Genomic DNA, 18,204 nt, shown 5'->3' on the forward strand with positions numbered 1-18,204 from the left:
CAATATTTGCCCTCATGGCAACGTTCTGAAACTTTACCAAAATGGGATATCACGATTATCCCATTTTGACTGGTATTTTATTTGTCCGCGAGTCCCTAACGGCTAACTGTTAACTTTTAAAATTTTGTTAAGTTTAGTTAAAAAACTTTCTTTTTTTTGAGGATTGCCACTTGCTTTTCAGGGCTATTGACTGTATAATTTAATAATTGAAATATAAGTATTTATCAAAAAAATAAAAAATATTCCCATTATCAAATAGTATCATACATAAGTCAAACAATCAATCCCGCAACCTGAAAATTTGGGGTGATTTTTTTTCAATTATTTTTTTACCATAAAGAATTGGTTGAAAGCCCGCCCGCCCGATCGCCCTTGAGAAATCAAAAGAAGACGATTCATTACTCCAATCCTCTTCCTTCCTTTGTCAAGTGCTGTCAACTGTCAACTGTCAACTGTCAACTGTCAACTGTCAACTGAACATCGCCCTTGGAGCAGCCAAGCAAAGGATAAAAACTGCTAGCAAGGCTAAGGCTACTGAGGGGGAGCAGGCTGAGTATTTTTGGTAGGAAGAGTCGGTTGAGGGGTTAATTTTTGGAAGTAAAGACCGCCGACTGTTAGTAAGAATATTGTATAACCAACAGCTTGCAAAAGATAGATTCGATCGCGGTATCCAAAGAGCGCTTTGAGAATCACTCCCGGAAATTGTCGATCGGGCAAAACTCCCGCTGCATTCCACACCATCGGGCCTAAAATACAAGAGTGGAGTTGTGCAGTGCGATCGTAAAAAACACAAATTGCTGCATACTGGCTATCCGTCTGGGACAAAATGGCAGCGGAGGCGTCAAAATGTTTGAGTGCAGAGACTGCTAAACCGGCGACGATTAGCAATAATAAGATTCCCATAAATTTGAAAAACTGGCGGATATCGATTTTGACACCCCATTTAAAAATTAGGGAACCAATGATTGCAGCCCCAAGCAAACCGCCCACAGCACCTAAAGCTGGAGTTAAACCTTGTTGAAATTGAGCGCTGATAAATATAACTGTTTCAAAACCTTCGCGAAGTACGGCGATAAAAATCAAGCCGAATACGCCCCAGCCAGCATTCGTGTTTGATTTTAAAGCTGCGGTAAGTGCGCCTTCAACTTCGGCTTTGAGAAAGCGGGCTTGCTGAGTCATCCAAATTAGCATCCAGCTTAGCATGGCGATCGCAAAAATTCCCAATACGCCTTCTAATAGCTGTTTAATTACGGGTGCGTAAGGCTGATTTGATGTCGATAGTGCTGCGAGCAATCCATTGAATAAAACACCGACAAAACCGCTAGCAGCAATGCCGGCTGCGATACCTGCATAAACCCAAGAATTGAGGTGAGTTTGGTCGGCTTTTTTCAAGCAAGCTAGGACAATTCCGACGACTAAGGCGGCTTCTACGCCTTCACGGAGAGTAATTACAAAGGTTGGGATGGCTTCAGTAAAGTTCATTTTTTGATAACTGCTAATTTGTAGTTAGTGTTTAGTCTTTAGCAACTTTTATTTTAGCGCTGGCAGAATATCAATTTATTGATCCGCGAAGGCGCGTTAGGCGAAGCCGCGCGTAAGCGCTAGGGCGTGAAGGAATAGAAACTAAGAGAAGGACTTATAGCCTTTCTCAAAAAGATGAGGTATGACTGACAGGTTATTATAACCCTTGAACGTATAGGGATCTCTTCCCAACAACGTCCGCGAATATGAGAGCTAGATACGCTATAGATACTCTTAAGGCGGTTCTGGAGTAACTAATGACAATGACGAATGGTAAGGTGCGTCGCTTTGAGATTGTCTATTTTTTTTGAGTGATTCTTTGTACCGACGCACCCTACGACTAATGACTAAATCAACTGTAATCCCGCAGCATTTTTTTGAGTTCCACTTGGTGCAATTCTTCTTGTCCAATTAGAGTGCGGGCGTATTCTTCGAGATAAACGCTGGAGTCTGTGACGACTTCTAGTAAGGATTTATACTTTTTAAGCGCTTTTTTCTCGTGATTTAAACTTTCTTCCAACAAGTCTTTGATGGAGTGTTTGTATGTTTCTTCGATGGGGGCAATTTTTTGGCTGGGATGTCCGTCTAAACCTGTTAAAATTTCTCCGGCTTGTTGGGCGTGGAGTAGGGATTCGGTTGCTTGTGCTTGAAAAAACTGCACGATGGGAATTCGGTTTGGCCCTGTCACCATTAGTGCATAGTGGGTGTAGCGCACTACTCCTGCTAGTTCCCATTCCATGATGGTGCATAGCAGTTCTTGGGTTTTTTTCTCGTCGAGTTCTTTCATTTGCTATTTTCGATCTAAGATGCAGTCAAGAGCAGTTGTCATAATATCACATTTTTTAATTTAATAGCAATATAGCAATATCGAATGCAAAACTCGGATTACCGTCACGCGGCTAATGTCTCGATTGGAAGAGGAAAAAGTTATCGATCGCTCCCGCCCTCAGTACATCGTTTTAACTTAGCATTTTTGACATTTCTGATAATTATTATAATTATCAGAAATAAAGGAATTTTTTAACCCCACATGCACACAGAAAAACGCAGATACCCAAAAAGTATCTGCGTTTGTACTTCGACTGATTATTTAAGTCGTCACCAATGCCTTCAGCAGATAAGCGCGAGTTCCTGTTTGGTTTACGCCCTTCGCATCTCTGTAGGTGTAACTGCCATAGGCAGAAATATCGCCAAAGTTATTGATGCCAGTAGCGTTAGTTAATGTCACATTCGAGCCGCCAAAGCTCGGATTTGTGAGGATCAAACTGTTCAAGTCTTTGATAGTGCCGTTGTTCCAGACAAAAGCGCGGTTTTGAAGGCTCGAATTCTGGGAGACGCCGACCACTTGACCGAATTGGTTGATGCCAGCGGCGGCACCGGTTGCACCGCCAAGGCTGCCGATGTTGATTTTTTGACCGTTTTGCAAGAGGAAGGGTGAGCTTGTGGCTGTAGCCCCAGTGCCACCGCTCGTACTACCGATGATTTGACCGCTATCGTTGATGTCACGGAGAGTGGCTTGTTCTGCCCCAAAGGTGCCGAGGTTGGTTAGTTTATATTTACCGTCTGCGCCTTTTTCCCACAACGCCGCAGTGTTTACGGTCTTGTCGTTGAGTCCGTCACTGTCAACTTCGCCGACAATTACACTCTTATTGTTAATTCCAACCGCTCTACCTGTGTCACCGCCCAAATCTGGCAGGGGGTTGATGAAACCTTCGCTTGAATAAAAGGCGCGGGTGCGATTTGAGGCTGTTGAGGTAGAACCGGGCCCGTAGATGTGGCGGCCAGCAATTTCGTTTTTGTTGTTGATGTCGAAGAAGTAGCTTTCAACACCACCCAAATCGGTGATTTGTAGGGTGTAATCGCCACCAGCCTCCCTTTGCCACAGCAAGCCGCGGTCTGTGGCTCGACCGGCAAATTCATCGCTTGTACCGGCGATCGCACCTAGATCATTGATGGCCGCAGTAAAGCCGCCACCACCGCGCTGAGTAACCTCTTTTCCGGTATTGTCACCGCCGCCATTTTTGATGCCAGTGCTAGTCAGTGGCTTGAACTCCCCATTTTCCCAAACAAATCCTTGATTGCGGAAGCCTGTGCCACTTACTTCGGTGGTTTGGGAACGACCAACTATTTGTCCTTTGTCGTTAATAGCATTAGCTTGGGTGGCATTGCCTGTGGGTGCGATCGAACCTAGGTCAATAGCCTGGTAGCGGTACAGCGGGATATCGTTGGAAAGGAGAGCTTTTTGTACTCCCGTAGCTACGTCTTTGATGGTTGCCAACAAGTCATCTCCGGCTTTGATTAGGGTGTTGCCCATTTCGGTGACAAAGGAGAGGAATTGGCCCGCGAGGCTGTCGCCTAAGCGCAGTTTATCTGTACTCCCATTAAATCCAGATATGGTAACGGAACCAGGGCCTGCTTCGAGAACGATTTGATCGCTACCATTGCCAAGGGAAACTGTATCGTTGCCAGTTCCTGGTTTGATCAAGTTATCGCCGTCGCCTGCGTTGATGTTGTCATCGCCGGCACCGGTGTAGATTTGGTCGTTGCCACTACCTGCGGTGACGAAATCGTTGCCACTACCTGTAACCACGCGGTTGTTGCCTTTGCCTGCGAAGACGCGGTTGTTACCTTCTCCGGCATTGATGATGTCATTGCCTGTTTGAGCGTAGATGGTATCGTCACCTGGGCTGCCGACGATGCTTTTATTACCTTCGCTAGCGAAGATGCTGGTGGCTTTTGCCCCGGCATTGATGATGTCTTTACCAGTGCCTGCAAAAAGTGTACCGCTGCCATCGCCTGTGATTAGGCTGTCATTATCTAGTAGTTTAATTTCGCTGGCGGTTCTTTCTGAATTGAGGGTGCTGGGTGAGCCAATCGACTTTGCAATCAGACTATTCAACTGCGACAAGTCACTGGATATTCCTAAGTCTGCAATAGCAGTATTGGGAAACAGGGGAAATGATGTATTCAACAAGTTATCGGGAACCATTAGAAACTCCTTTGATATGTATGTTTGGGTTGTATTTGAGCGCGTGTAAAACTACACCCTGAAGTTAGACTTTGGGATCAAGATTGATGCTATAATCTCGAAAAAACCTGATGAGAATTGAGTCGATGCCGCACTGGAAAAATCTCAAACCTTTTGCAATGACTAAAGGTTCGCCCTATCCAGTAAATGACTAATATTAGTTTTACGGGTTAACTTCCAATACTCCGCTAGGAGCGAATACTACCGTAAACTTAGCTGCGGGTACTGTCGCCTTGGTGCTGCCTGTCTGGGAAGACTTCAGCATATTTGGCAGGGGGGTTTCTTGGGTGTAATCCTTGGCTGGTTGGTTGAGGGGCTCGAAGTTGCCGATCGCCCCGTCTTGACTTGCAGTGACTCGATAGACTAGATTTTGAGTGAATGTGGGAGTAGCTTGCCAAGTCTGATTTATGCGATCGTACACTTTGAGAGCTAACTCATCTAGTTTGGTGCGATCGGTAATTTCCGCTGTCTGATTAGTGACCTCAACCGCCTGAACTTCCTGCTTACCTGCTGACACAGGCAATGCTTGGACAGTCTTATCTGTAGGGCTACTCGCAATAGCCGTTTCAGGAGACTTATTAGCAACAGGTGCAATTTCAGGAGACTTTTCAGGCAGTTTTTTTGTGCTATCAACAGCTAAAGCCGGAGGTGTTGTGCTAGTCGCCATAGCTGGCTCCGCCGGTTTATTAGCAACAGCATTAACATCTGCTACCTTAGCGGGATCTTTCCCCTCAATTGTCAAAGACTTGACGTAAATACCACGAAACTTTTCCATTTGAGTGACGCGCCACATGGCAATTGGATAAGTCACGCATACAAGTGTAAAAACTCCTACACAACCCCAAACGAATTTGTGCATCTCCCTCGCCGGGAGTGGCTTACTTTTTGTTTCCATCATCAAACCTCGTATTACTTAAATTAACGGCAAATAGGGGAATAAAGGATGCCAAGACATAGCTGTGGAAGCTACTAACAAAGCAAACATCCAGAAAAATATGGTGCGGCTTTTCACACTCTTATTCTTCCAAATCGCATACAGTATTGGCCAACTGATAAGCCAGCCAACAAGTAACATAGTTTCTTTGCCCGTGTAACTGCCGATATTTCCCCACAATTCGCTATCACTCTTGCTTCCGGGAATCCAACTGCCAATATTCCAAACAATTTTTTCTGTGGCTTTGGATGTGTCGGACAAGTGGTGAGTTACCATCATGACAAAACAGCCAATGCCAGCACTAATTAATGCAGCAGCAGCCGGGCCAGAATTGCTAGGCGGAGTTTCGGCTCCCTCAGCTAAGCTTTTCGGGAATCGTTTTAAATTATTCCAAAATTTCCCGTAGAAAGGTTCATTATCCGCATGATTTTGGCGGGATAATTGTCTGGTCATTGCTAAAATCTCCTAAGTTTGGGAATTGCTCATTAGCTGTTGCTAATAGTGTCAAATAACCGCAGAAAAATATTCTATGTCAACAGGCAAGATGCCTGTTCCACAAAAAATAAATTTTCTTGTGGGGTGGGCTTCTAGCCCGCACATAAAAAGATTATTGCGAATAGTGCAAAATCTTAGATAAACTAACTATTTACTAGAGAGCGCGAATTTTGGCAACACCAAGTCCGCTCACCATGCCGCCCATTGCAAAAAACATGATTCCCATCAAAGCTACACAAGTAGCTGTTAAAACTGGGCGATTTTTTTTGTCTAAAATTGAGTCGCCGTAGTACCACAAAATCCAGGTACAAGCTACTGCTAATGGCAATGTAAATAGCACGGTAAATTCGTGATATTCCATCAAAATGTACTGGACTAAAGGCGAGTTTGATTTCAGCCAAGCACGAGCTCCGCCAAAATCTGCGCCTGCTCGATAGCGCATATATGATAAGTTGCCGGTAGCAATGGCTAAAAAACTCAAAAGAGTTGACCAAAAGGCTAATGTACGCATTTGTGGCAAGATTTTACCGACTCCCCGTAGCAAGGGAAATGCTAAGTGTCCGGTATAAGCCATGACTACTAATGCCAACATTGAACCCATGCCGTGAATGGTTCCCATCCATCGCTGCCAAGGGCTGGGATGGAGTAGGTTAACGAAAGGCATAAACAGAAATAAACCAGCGGATAAAATGCTCAGCCCGTAGACAGAAACTTGAGCAATATCTAATTGTCTGGGAAATTCAGATGGAACTAAATCGGTAGTTGATTTTTCGATTGAATTTTGCACCGCTATCGGGCCTCATTGAGTTTGGATTGTTCGGGAACGTATTTGAGAATAGTTGCATTAGTATTTTGACTTTCTTGAGAATACAAGCCGTGCGGAGGAGTCGATCGCACATTCACGCGATCGATCGCCTTAAAATACTGCTAAAAGGACATTAACTAGCAATAGAATCCGGCTTTTTAGTTTTTAGAGCACCCAAAACTTTTACTTTTACTGCTTACTCGGCATTTCTACCGCTTCTTTTAGAAAGCAAGTAATGCAACTAATTCTCAAGAACAGATAATAAGGGACATTATTGACTTTTAGTCTTTTGTTAATTTTATTTTAAGATTTGCGTCAAAGCTTGATTCTTCAGGGATTTTACTGCCAGGTCGATCGCGAATTATTGATAATAGTTATCAAAAAGCCGATAATACGTGGCTTCTGAAACCAAAATCGGCAAAAATCCCCCCAGAGGGGATTGTAAAGTTTTGTAAAAAATAGTTGACTAAAAGGTTGGGAGTTCTCATGTTTTGGAGATATCGATGCACATACCTGATGGTTTTCTTTCACCGCCCGTAGCAATTGCCACGGGCATAGCAAGCGCAGCATTTATTGCAGTTGCCCTAAATCGAACCCGCGCCAGTCTTGGGTTGCGACAAGCTCCAGTCATGGGTTTAACCACGGCTTTTGTGTTTGCGGCCCAGATGATTAACTTTCCTGTAGCAGGTGGCACCAGCGGGCACTTGTTGGGAGGCGCACTAGCTTCCGTGGTTTTGGGTAGCCCTTGGGCGGCAACTCTGGCGATGAGTACGGTTTTTATAATTCAGAGCGTCTTGTTTGCGGATGGGGGCATCACCGCACTGGGAGCGAATATTTTTAATATGGGGCTAGTCGGAATTTGGGTGGGTTGGTGGCTGTTGCAGCCATTGCAGCAACTATTGGGAGGTTCCAGAAATCGTTTGCCGCTAGCTGCGGGGATTGCAGCCGCTCTCAGCGTTGTTGCTGCTTCGATTTGTGTGGCGATTGAATTGGCAATTTCGGGCACAGTAGAGCTGAATATCGCATTGCCAGCAATGGTAGGTATTCATATTTTAATTGGGATTGGTGAAGGGCTAATTACAGGCGGTGTTTTAACTTATCTCGTGAAAGTACGGCCGGATTTGTTACCAGGAGAACAGCCACAATTACAGAAATGGTTAGTGCCAGTAATTGGGGTGTTATTAATTAGTGGCGTGCTTTCATTGTTTGCTTCAAGTTGGCCTGATGGGTTAGAAGCGGTAGCAGAACAATACGGTTTTAAAGATAAAGAAGCTGTGGCGATTGAGATTCCAACTCCTCTCGCTGGTTACGGTGTTAAAGGATTAGAAGAACAACCAATAGGTACTAGCATTGCTGGAGTTTTAGGCTCTGCTATTTGTTTCGGTACGGCTTTTGGGATTGCTCAGTTGGTGAAATCTAAAGATGCTTAAACTTTCCATACCTTTTCGATTGCGACTGTCTCTCACAATTGTGATTGGGATTGGTTTTATGAAGACAGGTGCTTGGCTGTGGCTGGGCATTTATGGGGCGATCGCACTTTTTTGGTCACTTTGGCTGAAAGCACCGCTGCGAACCCTGCTGCAACTATTAGGAGCAGAATTAATTTTCCTCTCCTTATTAGTGCTACCACAAGGTTGGGAACGAGCGAGTTTTCTGTTGCTGCGTTCCCTCATTTGCTTGCTAGTTATGAACAGTTTTCTGCTAACTTTGCCGCCACACAGCTTCGGAATTGCCCTGAAAGGATTGCCCCTACCAGCAGGCTTACAAGAGATTGTGCTTTTAGCTGGACAATACTTAGAAATATTGCTCGCAGAAGTCAACCGGATGAAACGATCCGCTCAACTGCGAGGTTTGTCGGGTAGCGTGGGATGGCTGAGATACGCCAGTGCTTCGATGATAGGAGCGCTTTATTTGCGAAGTCTCGATCGCGCCGAGAGAGTCCACGCAGCCATGATGATTCGTGGCTACAAAGGCAGTTTGCCCGCCGACTCAAAATCAACACCAAAAGAGCGACTCTGGCTGACAGTCACGATTTTAACCGCAGCCGGATTAACAATAGCTTCTTACGGTAATTGGTAATTGGTAATTGGTAATTGGTAATTGGTAATTGGTAATTGGTAATTGGTAATTGTTACTTCTTCCCTCTTGCTTCTTCCTTTTCTCTTTCCCTCTCTGCGCCCTCTGCGGTCTCTGCGGCTAAATACTCTTAATCCTAAAATTGAGGTAAATAAAATTGACTAATCTCAAAGTTGTGCCAACAATCGAAGTACAAGACTTAGTATTCGGATATCCGCAGCAAAAACCTGTATTGCAAGGAATTTCCTTCACCTTACAACCGGGAGAAAGAGTTGCCTTACTTGGTTTGACAGGCGCTGGAAAAAGCACTTTGCTGGAAAATTTAATCGGCTTAAAAATGCCACAATCTGGCGAGGTGAGAGTGCAGGGAACTAAGCTGGAACAGGCAACTTTATCGGAAGCGCGTAAGCAGATTGGATTTTGTTTTCAAGATGCGAATGACCAGCTATTTATGCCGACTATTTTAGAGGATGTGATGTTCGGGCCACGCAATTATGGAGTACCAGAGGGAGTTGCGCGCGATCGGGCTTTAGCACTATTAGACGAATTCCGTTTGGTTGAATTTGCCAACCGTTCGGCCCACGAGCTTTCTGGGGGTCAAAGAAGGTTGGCAGCATTAGCTGCAATTTTAGCATTAGAGCCGGCAATTTTAATTTTGGATGAGCCTACAAATGGACTAGATCCGTCGTGGCGGAGGCATTTGGCTAAGGTTTTGTCGCAATTGCCGATCGAGGTAATTTTGATCGCTTCCCACGATTTGAACTGGATTGGGAAAACGACTCAAAGGGCGTTAGTCTTGGCTGATGGTCAGATTCGGGTGGATGAACAAACTCAAGAATTGCTCAAAGATCGATCGACTCTTGAATATTACAATTTACCGCCAGATTGGTAATTAGTAATTAGTCATTAGTCATTGGTCATTGGTCATTAGTCATTAGTCATTAGTCATTAGTCATTAGTCATTAGTCATTGGTAATTTGAACCAACTGTCAACTGTCAACTGTCAACTGTCAACTGTCAATGGCTTTGATTAAAGCTGGAATTTGCGAACAGTCTCGTTGTACAGATGAATAGCTAAATCCCGAAGAACTTCTTCATTCTCAATATGACTTCCTAATTTCTGTTTCGCCGAGTTGATGCACATTTGCATTAAGTCGGCGGAACTTTCGACGTAAAGCGCGATCGCCCTTTGCTGTTCTTCAAAACCAATCTCGACTTCCCCGAGCATTGGTACCGATTGACAATTAGCAGATTGGTCTAAGTTTGCCCCAATTCTTTCCTGTTTTCTCCTTTGCACTTCCTCGGAAAAACCAGAAGCAATTATCCCTGCGGGTAGCGCAAAAATCCCGATTCCCAAAAATGCTAAAATTGCTCCTAAAAATTTACCTAAAGGAGTGATAGGATAAATATCGCCGTAGCCGACAGTCGTCAATGTCACAACTCCCCACCACATTGAATCGAGGATACTCCCAAAAGCTTTGGGATGCGCTTCGTATTCAACAAAATACATGATGCTAGAGGCAAATATTAACAGAATGAAAACTGCAAAAGCTGTGGCGATTAATTCTTCTTTTTTTGCGTACAATACTGCTCCCATAGTTCGCACTGAGTGTGAATAACGGCTCATTTTTAGCAGCCGTAACAAACGCAACAGGCGAATTAAATTGATGAAGCTTAACTCGGGAAATAACAGCACTGTAAAAAATGGCAATATTGAAACTAAATCTATTAGACTTAGTGGTGTCAGACTGTATCTCAATCTTCCCCAAAGCGGGTGGCTATATCTGCGATCTACTGTACATACCCACAGCCTCAAACCATATTCTATTGTAAATACTAAGGATGCAACAATTTCGATCTTTTCTAGAATACTTTTTTGTTCTTGGGAGAAACTGGGGGAAGTAGAAGCAATAAAAGCTGCAACATTTATCAGAATCAAACCAGTGATAATAATATTGCCTGCTAAGCTGTATAAATTGCTACGCTCTGAACCTTCTAAGATTTCATGAATTATTGGTCTGAGTTGTTTTTGCACCTGAGTTTCTCCTAAACAATTAGCAATTCATGCTCGCCCTTTACCATAGCTTAAGAAGTTTTTTTGAAAACGTCAGTAGGATTTGTGAGGAGGGCTAAAAATCTGGTTATTTCAGAGATGTTTTCGTTGCAAAACTCCATATTGATCGGGGAAAGTGGGTGGTTTGGGGCAACGGCATTTTAGTAAAATTTAGAGTTAATCTGGAAGGAATCGCCAACTATTACTGGATTTGCAGGCAAACATCATGAAGGTAGCCGTATTCAGCACCAAATCCTACGATCGCACTTTTCTGACAGCAGCCAACGCCGACAAACACGAGTTGGTGTTTTTTGAACCGCGCCTGAACCTGGAAACTAGCGTTCTGACTGCTGGATTTCCGGCAGTCTGCGCCTTCGTTAACGACTCTTTGGACGCAAAAACGCTCCAGGCGATCGCCCAAAATGGTGTTCGGTTGTTGGCTTTGCGATCGGCCGGATTCAATCACGTCGATTTAGCCGCAGCCCGCGATTTAGGCTTAACTCTTCTCCGAGTTCCCGCTTATTCTCCCTACGCCGTCGCCGAACACGCAGTCGCAATGATTTTGTCCCTCAACCGCAAAATCCACCGCGCCTACAACCGAGTCCGCGAAGGGAATTTTGCCCTAGACGGCTTGTTGGGTTTTGACCTCCACGGTAAAACGGTGGGAATCGTCGGAACTGGCAAAATAGGCGCGCTAACTGCCAAAATTCTGCACGGATTCGGCTGTCGCTTGCTGGGATACGATGTTTCCCCAAACCCCGATTGCTTAGCCTTGGGGATGGAATACGTGGCGCTGGCCCAACTGTTCGCCAACTCTGATATTGTCAGCCTCCACTGTCCGCTGATACCAGAAACTTATCATTTAATCGGTGCAGAGGCGATCGGGCAAATGAAACCGGGGATGATGTTGATCAATACCAGTCGCGGTCAGTTGATCGACACTAAAGCTGTTACCAAAGGACTGAAGTCTGGTAGAATTGGCTACCTCGGCTTAGATGTTTACGAACAAGAGACGGATCTGTTTTTTGAGGATTTGTCAAATCAGGTGATTCAAGACGACGTATTTCAGCGCTTGCTGACTTTTCCCAACGTCCTGATTACCGGACATCAAGCTTTTTTCACCGAGGAAGCGTTGCAAAATATCGCTGAAACCACGATCGGCAATATCACCGATTTTGAACAAGGGCGCACTTGTCCCAATCAAATCGACCTCAGGGAAGTGAAAAAATGAGTCAAAAGAGCGATTTGTCAACGGAGGCAATTGTTTAAAATCAACCCATATCGTTATTTTTGCTTGCAATTGGTGAAGCTCTGCCTTAATCTCATCAATTAGCCCCAGCAGCCTGAATGCTTTGCTAATTGCCAGATAATTATATTGGCAGCAACTCAAAGCGTGCAATTTTACTTGACAACGGAGGAATTATCCCATGACCCAAGCTAACTTTTCTGACGACACGCAAACTATCACTGAAGTTGTGACAGTAGACCTAGTGAGTGACCAGCCAGGGGTCATCACTACAATGACCTCAGAAACTCCAGGGAGCCAGTCCCAAGATATTAAAGATCAAATTCTCACAATTTTGTCCGAGCTTCCAGCTTATCTCTCAACCTTTTTTGTTGAATATCAAAAACCTCTGATAACTATTGGTTTAATCCTGGCAGGCGCTATTAGTATTAAGGTAACGCTGGGAGTTTTAGATGCTCTTAATGATGTCCCTTTGGTAGCTCCATTTTTTGAGTTGATTGGTATCGGATATACGGGTTGGTTTGTTTACCGCTATTTGCTCAATGCTACTAGCCGCAAAGAGTTGTTGACGGAAATTGATTCTTTAAAAGAACAAGTTGTCGGTCAAGATTCTTAATTAGACAGTTGACAGTTGACAGTTGACAGTTGACAGTTGACAGCTCGCTTAGAGAAGGGTTGACAGAAGGAAAAGGGAATATTGAGAGCATCTCAGTTTTGCATTTGTATGTAGTGCTGTCCCTGATCGCGAGCGGGGACAGCACTGTAAAAAAATGTTTTTTGAAAAAATGACATACTCCCGGGAATATTTTCCAAATCTTCCCCTCTCCCCCTCTCAATTCGGATGGCAAACTTGTTGCAAAGTGGCGGTAAAGTCGGGGTAGGAAATGGCAGCGGCTTCGGCCCGGTGAATGTTAGTAATACCTGTAGCGTTGAGGGCTGCGATCGCCAAACTCATCGCTATTCTGTGATCGGTGTAGCTGTCAACATCCGCGCCAGTTAACGGAGTCCCCCCGGTAATTTCCAAACCGTCGGGTAACTCGGTAATTTGGGCTCCCATGCGGTTGAGCTCCGCAGCAGTCACGGCGAGCCGATCGCTCTCTTTGACTCGCAAGTCGGCCGCATCTCGAATGATGGTAGTACCCGACGCAAAGGCTGCGGCTACTGCCAAAATGGGGATTTCGTCAATCAGTCGGGGAATTAAGTCGCCAGCAATGGTGCATCCCCGCAACTGTGGGGAAGAGCGAACCAAGATATCTGCTACCGGTTCCCCCGCAGCATCTCGCTGATTTTGCAGTTCAATGTCCGCCCCCATCATCTCCAAAGCTTCCAAAATACCTGTACGAGTGGGATTGACACCGACATTTTCGACTACGAGTTCGGAACCTGGGACGATCGCCCCAGCAACTAGCCAAAATGCCGCCGAACTAATATCTCCCGGTACAATTACATTCTGTCCTTGCAGTTGCGCTGGGCCACTGACTGTCACGCTACAAGTTTCTGGATCGACGCTCAATTTAGCTCCAAACGCCCGCAGCATCCGCTCGCTGTGATCCCGCGACAGAGAGGGTTCTGTGACTGTAGTATCTCCATCAGCCATCAAACCGGCTAGCAAAATGCAGGATTTAACTTGAGCTGAGGCGATCGGCGAATGGTAGTGAATCCCTTTTAACTGCTGTCCGAGTATCCCTAAAGGAGCTAAAGAATTGCTCTTTCTACCCCAAATTTGCGCGCCCATTTGTTGCAGCGGCTTAATTACGCGTGACATGGGGCGCGATCGCAAAGAACTGTCACCCGTTACCGCATAAAAACGCCCCGGATGAGAGGCTAAAATTCCCAACATCAACCGCATCGTCGTGCCGGAATTACCCGCGTCCAAGACTTCCAGAGGCTCCTGTAACTCACCAATTCCAACGCCCCGGACAGTCACCCGTTCCTCGTTGAGTTCCGAAACGGAGGCTCCCAGAAGGGAGAAACATTTAGCAGTGCTGCGGGGGTCTTCTCCTAGCAGCAGTCCCTCAATTGTAGTTTCACCGCGGGCGATCGCACCCAACATCAAAGCGCGGTGAGAAATCGACTTATCGCCCGGAACTCGAATCCTGCCTCGCAGCGACAAGCCCGAGGCAGGTTTTTGAATGCTTAAAGTTTGACTTTCGCTCTTGGGCGAAGTAGTTATAATGGCAGCTTGCATGAGATAGACTAGGATGGGACGGCGTTAGCTATCCTAACCTTTTCCCAGTCATAAGTCATACCATTTTAGATTTTAGATTTTAAATTTTAGATTGGGGAATGACAGACTGCATAAGGGTTGGGAGCAGGTGGATACAGTTCCATTATTTGCTAAAACTGCGATCGGCTACAGGGGAGAGGAGATGCAACTGTACGGGTTTTACCTGAATTTCACAATTACAGTCCGTATATCTGCTGAGATTTCAGGTTCAGCTCTGAGTTATCGATCGGATAATTGACTTTGGACTGAACAAATTTATATTTCTGACTGCGAATTGTAGATTTTGTATTTTTTTACCAAAAGCTCCGGAATTTAGAGCCCAGATAATCTAAAATCTAAAATCTAAAATCAAAACTCTAAAATCTCAAACTGCCCGAACCACAATAACTCCTACACTTTTATTTATGCTGACGCATCATCGCAAGCCTGTAAGTTTATCGCTAGTATCCACAGATTTACCTTTGTGGTCAGTTGTTGAAACCGCTGGTACCCTGTATCAAAAAGACCGGGATCGCTTTCACTTGTTGTTGCACGAACCAGCAATACTCGATCGGCAATTTTCCGACGCATCTGACACATCTGGCGAGCAAGTTACGATCTTGCCCACAACTACAAAACCCCGGTTGCTGTGGCTGGAAGTTTCGCCCTATCGAGTGATTATGACGATGCAAGGAAACGGCAAGTACAGTTACCGCCACTGCTGGGAACGCGGAATGTACGGCCTGAGCCGTTATTGGCTTCAGGGCGAATCGCTGGCGACTCCCGAACAGTTGCGCCTCCGAAACTTCACCCGCAACTTGACCCTGACAGGCAAGCCGGAACCGGAACACCTGCGGTTAGAATATGAGTTGTGGTCGGAAAAAGTACAACTCGGTTCCTATATTTTGAATCTAGAAATTCATCATTAAATTTGGGAATTGGGCATTGGGCATTGGGCATTGGGAATGGGTAATTAGTCAGAAGTCATTGGTTATGATGTAGGCGATCGCCAAAAACAATAACATCTTGCTGGATATTATAATTGATTTTCTGGTTGTTTTTGTAATTACCTATTTAGCGATCGCTCTTACAATAATTAATGAGTTTTTCAGTCAAAGCGTCTTGATCTTTGGCTGCTTGATTTGCTCGCTGTCCCGCTTGGACAATATCCGCTTTAGCTTTTTTGATTTGCTCTCGACCTTCTATACTTGTAGAAGCCCGATTTCCTGCCTCAAGAGCTTTGCCCATGTCGCCGATTCCTTGACCCATTTCCCCGAAAAATTTAACCGACGGCGCCTGAATTTCTTTGAGGGTTGCATCTGTGATTCGCAAAGCCTCAATTTCTTTAGCTGTCTGGTTCAAATCTTTAGCTAAGTTCTTGCTCGTTGCAGCATCGTAGGTGCCGTTCTTAAAATTGATGAGAGCGTTGCCTTTGGTGACAATTGCAATAAGTTTGGTACACTGGACAGTTCGGTTATCGCCGCTGCAACTAATCGTCAGCGTACAGCAAGCAACAACTACGAACAGGATGGCAATTTGTTTGCGAAAAAAGTACATGAATCCTCGGTTGCAAAAAGTAAATTATGGGATGTTGTAGTAGAGTGTTTCAGTCGATTTTCCATTTTTAGATTTGAGATTTACTCCTCGATCTGAATCTGGGGGCTTTAACTGGGGTCTAAAATTGGGAGCGATCGCTTGACAGGGGTACGTCGAACGGTATCCGTTTTTTGGCAAGGGCGATCGATATATCCACTGTCAAAACACTCCTGCGGCTTTCAGACACGCTCTGCTAAACTAAACTACGTAGCCGTTTAGGAACTATGGTCAAAAACAGCAATAACCTACAGAAGGGCAGCATTTGGGGATATCTTACCCTGCTTTTGCCTATTTGCTTGACGGCGGTTGCCAGTTTCGAGTCGGGAACGATGTTTTGGGCGATCGCCACCACAGCGGGCGTTGCTTGGGCTTACAAGCTTTACCAGCAGCAGCAAAAACACAGACTCGCTCATTTAGACTCGGTTTTCTACAGGTTGATCAAGGAAAATCAAGGGCGAGTTACGGCCTTGGATTTGGCGATGAATGCGAAACTCCCGGGAGAAAAGGTTCAAGAATATCTCGACGAACGGGCTCTTGAGTTTGCCGCCGATTTTCAAGTAACCGAAGAAGGCGGAATTTTGTATTATTTTCAAATAGCCCCCACTGTCACTCAAAGCGAAACACCTAATGTCGCAATAGCTGTTCAAGAGCCTCCCACAAATCGGGAAAAAGCACAAGAGAAAAAACCAAATTTATTTCCGATTGCTCAAACCAAGACTCCTCAAAAGCCCAAAATCTCTTTTACCCAAACAGAACTTTCCCGCAGGTTCAAGGTTCATGCAAGTACGATCGGCAAATGGAAAGTTAAGCCAGAGTTTGCTCAGTGGAGTAGCGAAAAAGACCCGGAGGCGATCGCCTGGGAATATTCTACAGACAACAAGCGATTTTATCCCAAAGATTGATCGGAACAGTTGACAGTTGACAGTTGACAGTTGTTGACAGTTGACAGTTGTTGACAGTTGACAGTTGACAGTTGACAGTTGACAGTTGTTGACAGTTGACAGTTGACAGTTGTTGACAGTTGACAGTTGTTGACAGTTGACAGTTGACAGTTGACAGTTGACAGTTGATAGTTGACAGTTGGAAGAGGGAGAAAGACATAAACAGCAAGCTTTTTAGCGATCCGTATTGTAGATTTAATTAGGTGGACTTACTTGTGGGTTCAAATATACAAAGAAACCGGGTTTATACGAAGTTCTGCGGTTGGTAACGAAGAATTTCGGAATAAAGGGGGTTTTTGAAACTCGATCGCGTCCTGGAAAGATTATGCTCGCTGTTGACCGATCGACCTCTTTAGGTTAGTTTATGTAAAATCCTGTTTAATAGAGTTTGCCCGATAAATATCGGTAAATTCGATCGCCATATCTGTTCATTTTTTCTTCTATGTCCACACCAACCTTGCGAGTAATCGCGCGCCTCGTAGCCTTTCCCGACAAAGTAGCAGAACTTAAATCTCTACTTCTGAGCATTATGGAGCCAACTCGCCAAGAAGAAGGCTGCATCAAATACGAACTTCTCCAAAATCAAGCCGATCCTACAGATTTTACCTTCCTTGAAGAGTGGGAAAGTGCAGCTTTGCTCGAACAGCATCTCGCCTCAACTCACATTCAAGCCGCAGTGAAGAAATTAGACGGTTTAGCAGTTGCGCTTCCAGATATTCGCCGCTATGAATTGTTAGCTTAATTGGTTTTTAGGTTGAGTTAAATTAATGTCTGCTACATCTTCGATACCCCCTAACAGATAGGTACGTAGTTGGGATGCGAGCCCTCTTTAGACATACATATAAAGAGGGCTGAAGCCCAACTACGTACCTAAATTTCTATGATGGCTACTATAAAACCCCCTTAATAAAGGTGGAAGAAGAGTTAGAGTTAAAATTGTAGCAATTTCCGAGATTTTTATGACAGTAGCAACAATCAAGCAGTTATTTACTTATCCAATTAAAGGGCTAACACCGCAAGCAATGTCGGAGTTTGCTTTAACGAAAGGACATGGTATTAAGGGCGATCGCGCTTTTGCGCTGCTGTTTACAGATTATCTTGAAGGTGCAAAGATGCCCGCCTATAGCGCGTCTTGGATTAGCAAAAAATATTTGGCGGTTCAAAACGATTGGCCTCTGCTAGCAGCTTTGGAATGCCATTATCAACCCATTTGTGACAAGTTAAGAAAAAGTGCAAATTGTCAAGGGGGTAGACTTGCAAGAGGTAAAATAGGATAAAACCTTGACCGGGTAAGCAGTTGAGC

General features: G+C 44.8%; 19 protein-coding genes. 10 read left to right on the plus strand and 9 right to left on the minus strand.

The genetic code is table 11. The features are described from left to right. Positions 1–531: 531 nt before the first annotated feature. From JGK11_RS27780 to JGK11_RS27805, 6 genes are all read right to left on the minus strand, one after another. Positions 532–1,482: an FTR1 family protein gene (locus JGK11_RS27780; protein WP_293213735.1), complete on the minus strand. Its 951-nt coding sequence runs from the start codon at positions 1,480–1,482 to the stop codon at positions 532–534. A 391-nt stretch (positions 1,483–1,873) separates the two neighbouring features. Further along, positions 1,874–2,308, minus strand: coding sequence for a ferritin-like domain-containing protein (locus tag JGK11_RS27785; RefSeq protein ID WP_293153590.1), 435 nt, complete (start codon positions 2,306–2,308; stop codon positions 1,874–1,876). Positions 2,309–2,611: 303 nt separating this feature from the next. After that, positions 2,612–4,510, minus strand: a complete 1,899-nt coding sequence (locus JGK11_RS27790) for a DUF3466 family protein (protein ID WP_293191381.1) — start codon at positions 4,508–4,510, stop codon at positions 2,612–2,614. Between the two features lie 202 nt (positions 4,511–4,712). Next, positions 4,713–5,408, minus strand: coding sequence for a hypothetical protein (locus JGK11_RS27795; protein ID WP_293191383.1), 696 nt, complete (start codon positions 5,406–5,408; stop codon positions 4,713–4,715). 54 nt (positions 5,409–5,462) lie between these two features. After that, on the minus strand, positions 5,463–5,936 hold the full coding sequence (locus JGK11_RS27800) for a hypothetical protein (protein WP_293191385.1): 474 nt from the start codon (positions 5,934–5,936) through the stop codon (positions 5,463–5,465). Between the two features lie 196 nt (positions 5,937–6,132). Next, positions 6,133–6,765: a hypothetical protein gene (locus tag JGK11_RS27805; protein ID WP_293191387.1), complete on the minus strand. Its 633-nt coding sequence runs from the start codon at positions 6,763–6,765 to the stop codon at positions 6,133–6,135. Between the two features lie 521 nt (positions 6,766–7,286). Here JGK11_RS27805 and JGK11_RS27810 point away from each other — a divergent pair. From JGK11_RS27810 to JGK11_RS27820, 3 genes are all read left to right on the plus strand, one after another. Further along, positions 7,287–8,213 (plus strand): energy-coupling factor ABC transporter permease, encoded by a 927-nt coding sequence (locus JGK11_RS27810; protein ID WP_293197823.1) that lies wholly within the window; start codon positions 7,287–7,289, stop codon positions 8,211–8,213. Then, positions 8,206–8,862 carry an energy-coupling factor transporter transmembrane protein EcfT gene (locus JGK11_RS27815; RefSeq protein ID WP_293183840.1) on the plus strand — a complete coding sequence of 219 codons (657 nt, stop codon included), beginning with the start codon at positions 8,206–8,208 and terminating at the stop codon, positions 8,860–8,862. The genes JGK11_RS27810 and JGK11_RS27815 overlap by 8 nt, the downstream gene beginning before the upstream one ends. A 154-nt stretch (positions 8,863–9,016) precedes the next feature. Beyond that, the gene (locus tag JGK11_RS27820) at positions 9,017–9,751 is read left to right on the plus strand and encodes an ABC transporter ATP-binding protein (RefSeq protein WP_293183842.1); all 735 of its coding nucleotides are present in this window, start codon (positions 9,017–9,019) and stop codon (positions 9,749–9,751) included. Between the two features lie 138 nt (positions 9,752–9,889). On the opposite strand, the gene JGK11_RS27825 is transcribed toward JGK11_RS27820, so the two are convergent. Beyond that, complete coding sequence (locus tag JGK11_RS27825) at positions 9,890–10,894, minus strand: ion transporter (RefSeq protein ID WP_293183844.1); 1,005 nt, start codon at positions 10,892–10,894, stop codon at positions 9,890–9,892. Between the two features lie 244 nt (positions 10,895–11,138). Between JGK11_RS27825 and JGK11_RS27830 the strand changes: the two genes are divergently transcribed. Continuing rightward, positions 11,139–12,143 (plus strand): 2-hydroxyacid dehydrogenase, encoded by a 1,005-nt coding sequence (locus JGK11_RS27830; protein ID WP_293197821.1) that lies wholly within the window; start codon positions 11,139–11,141, stop codon positions 12,141–12,143. A 196-nt stretch (positions 12,144–12,339) separates the two neighbouring features. Then, complete coding sequence (locus JGK11_RS27835) at positions 12,340–12,774, plus strand: CAAD domain-containing protein (RefSeq protein WP_293197819.1); 435 nt, start codon at positions 12,340–12,342, stop codon at positions 12,772–12,774. A gap of 216 nt (positions 12,775–12,990) precedes the next feature. Here JGK11_RS27835 and aroA read toward each other — a convergent pair whose 3' ends face one another. Further along, entirely contained in the window at positions 12,991–14,346 is a 1,356-nt protein-coding gene (gene aroA / locus JGK11_RS27840) for a 3-phosphoshikimate 1-carboxyvinyltransferase (protein ID WP_293213736.1), read from the minus strand. 127 nt (positions 14,347–14,473) lie between these two features. Between aroA and JGK11_RS27845 the strand changes: the two genes are divergently transcribed. Next, positions 14,474–14,623 carry a hypothetical protein gene (locus JGK11_RS27845; protein ID WP_293191391.1) on the plus strand — a complete coding sequence of 50 codons (150 nt, stop codon included), beginning with the start codon at positions 14,474–14,476 and terminating at the stop codon, positions 14,621–14,623. A gap of 166 nt (positions 14,624–14,789) precedes the next feature. After that, the gene (locus JGK11_RS27850; protein WP_293183853.1) at positions 14,790–15,293 is read left to right on the plus strand and encodes a hypothetical protein; all 504 of its coding nucleotides are present in this window, start codon (positions 14,790–14,792) and stop codon (positions 15,291–15,293) included. Positions 15,294–15,438: 145 nt separating this feature from the next. Here the strand turns inward: JGK11_RS27850 and JGK11_RS27855 are convergent, their stop codons facing one another. Next, a complete protein-coding gene (locus JGK11_RS27855; RefSeq protein ID WP_293191394.1) occupies positions 15,439–15,921 on the minus strand; it encodes a hypothetical protein in 483 nt (160 codons plus the stop codon). A 263-nt stretch (positions 15,922–16,184) separates the two neighbouring features. Here JGK11_RS27855 and JGK11_RS27860 point away from each other — a divergent pair, with 263 nt between their 5' ends. The 3 genes from JGK11_RS27860 to JGK11_RS27870 all read left to right on the plus strand — a co-directional run bounded on the left by JGK11_RS27860 (position 16,185) and on the right by JGK11_RS27870 (position 18,178). Further along, positions 16,185–16,862: a hypothetical protein gene (locus tag JGK11_RS27860; protein ID WP_293183857.1), complete on the plus strand. Its 678-nt coding sequence runs from the start codon at positions 16,185–16,187 to the stop codon at positions 16,860–16,862. Positions 16,863–17,343: 481 nt separating this feature from the next. Next, positions 17,344–17,643 (plus strand): putative quinol monooxygenase, encoded by a 300-nt coding sequence (locus JGK11_RS27865; RefSeq protein WP_293183860.1) that lies wholly within the window; start codon positions 17,344–17,346, stop codon positions 17,641–17,643. 217 nt (positions 17,644–17,860) lie between these two features. Beyond that, entirely contained in the window at positions 17,861–18,178 is a 318-nt protein-coding gene (locus JGK11_RS27870; protein ID WP_293213739.1) for an MOSC N-terminal beta barrel domain-containing protein, read from the plus strand. The last annotated feature ends 26 nt before the right edge of the window (positions 18,179–18,204 follow it).

Source organism: Microcoleus sp. PH2017_34_RAT_O_A (assembly GCF_020737885.1).
Classification (GTDB): Bacteria; Cyanobacteriota; Cyanobacteriia; order Cyanobacteriales; family Microcoleaceae; genus Microcoleus.

What these genes read in the sequence shown, in the direction of transcription:
- JGK11_RS27780 (WP_293213735.1), bottom strand. Translation starts at nt 1,482, where the DNA reads ATGAACTTTACTGAAGCCATCCCAACCTTTGTAATTACTCTCCGTGAA.
- JGK11_RS27785 (WP_293153590.1), bottom strand. Translation starts at nt 2,308, where the DNA reads ATGAAAGAACTCGACGAGAAAAAAACCCAAGAACTGCTATGCACCATC.
- JGK11_RS27790 (WP_293191381.1), bottom strand. Translation starts at nt 4,510, where the DNA reads ATGGTTCCCGATAACTTGTTGAATACATCATTTCCCCTGTTTCCCAAT.
- JGK11_RS27795 (WP_293191383.1), bottom strand. Translation starts at nt 5,408, where the DNA reads ATGCACAAATTCGTTTGGGGTTGTGTAGGAGTTTTTACACTTGTATGC.
- JGK11_RS27800 (WP_293191385.1), bottom strand. Translation starts at nt 5,936, where the DNA reads ATGACCAGACAATTATCCCGCCAAAATCATGCGGATAATGAACCTTTC.
- JGK11_RS27810 (WP_293197823.1), top strand. Translation starts at nt 7,287, where the DNA reads ATGCACATACCTGATGGTTTTCTTTCACCGCCCGTAGCAATTGCCACG.
- JGK11_RS27815 (WP_293183840.1), top strand. Translation starts at nt 8,206, where the DNA reads ATGCTTAAACTTTCCATACCTTTTCGATTGCGACTGTCTCTCACAATT.
- JGK11_RS27830 (WP_293197821.1), top strand. Translation starts at nt 11,139, where the DNA reads ATGAAGGTAGCCGTATTCAGCACCAAATCCTACGATCGCACTTTTCTG.
- JGK11_RS27835 (WP_293197819.1), top strand. Translation starts at nt 12,340, where the DNA reads ATGACCCAAGCTAACTTTTCTGACGACACGCAAACTATCACTGAAGTT.
- aroA (WP_293213736.1), bottom strand. Translation starts at nt 14,346, where the DNA reads ATGCAAGCTGCCATTATAACTACTTCGCCCAAGAGCGAAAGTCAAACT.
- JGK11_RS27850 (WP_293183853.1), top strand. Translation starts at nt 14,790, where the DNA reads ATGCTGACGCATCATCGCAAGCCTGTAAGTTTATCGCTAGTATCCACA.
- JGK11_RS27855 (WP_293191394.1), bottom strand. Translation starts at nt 15,921, where the DNA reads ATGTACTTTTTTCGCAAACAAATTGCCATCCTGTTCGTAGTTGTTGCT.
- JGK11_RS27860 (WP_293183857.1), top strand. Translation starts at nt 16,185, where the DNA reads ATGGTCAAAAACAGCAATAACCTACAGAAGGGCAGCATTTGGGGATAT.
- JGK11_RS27865 (WP_293183860.1), top strand. Translation starts at nt 17,344, where the DNA reads ATGTCCACACCAACCTTGCGAGTAATCGCGCGCCTCGTAGCCTTTCCC.
- JGK11_RS27870 (WP_293213739.1), top strand. Translation starts at nt 17,861, where the DNA reads ATGACAGTAGCAACAATCAAGCAGTTATTTACTTATCCAATTAAAGGG.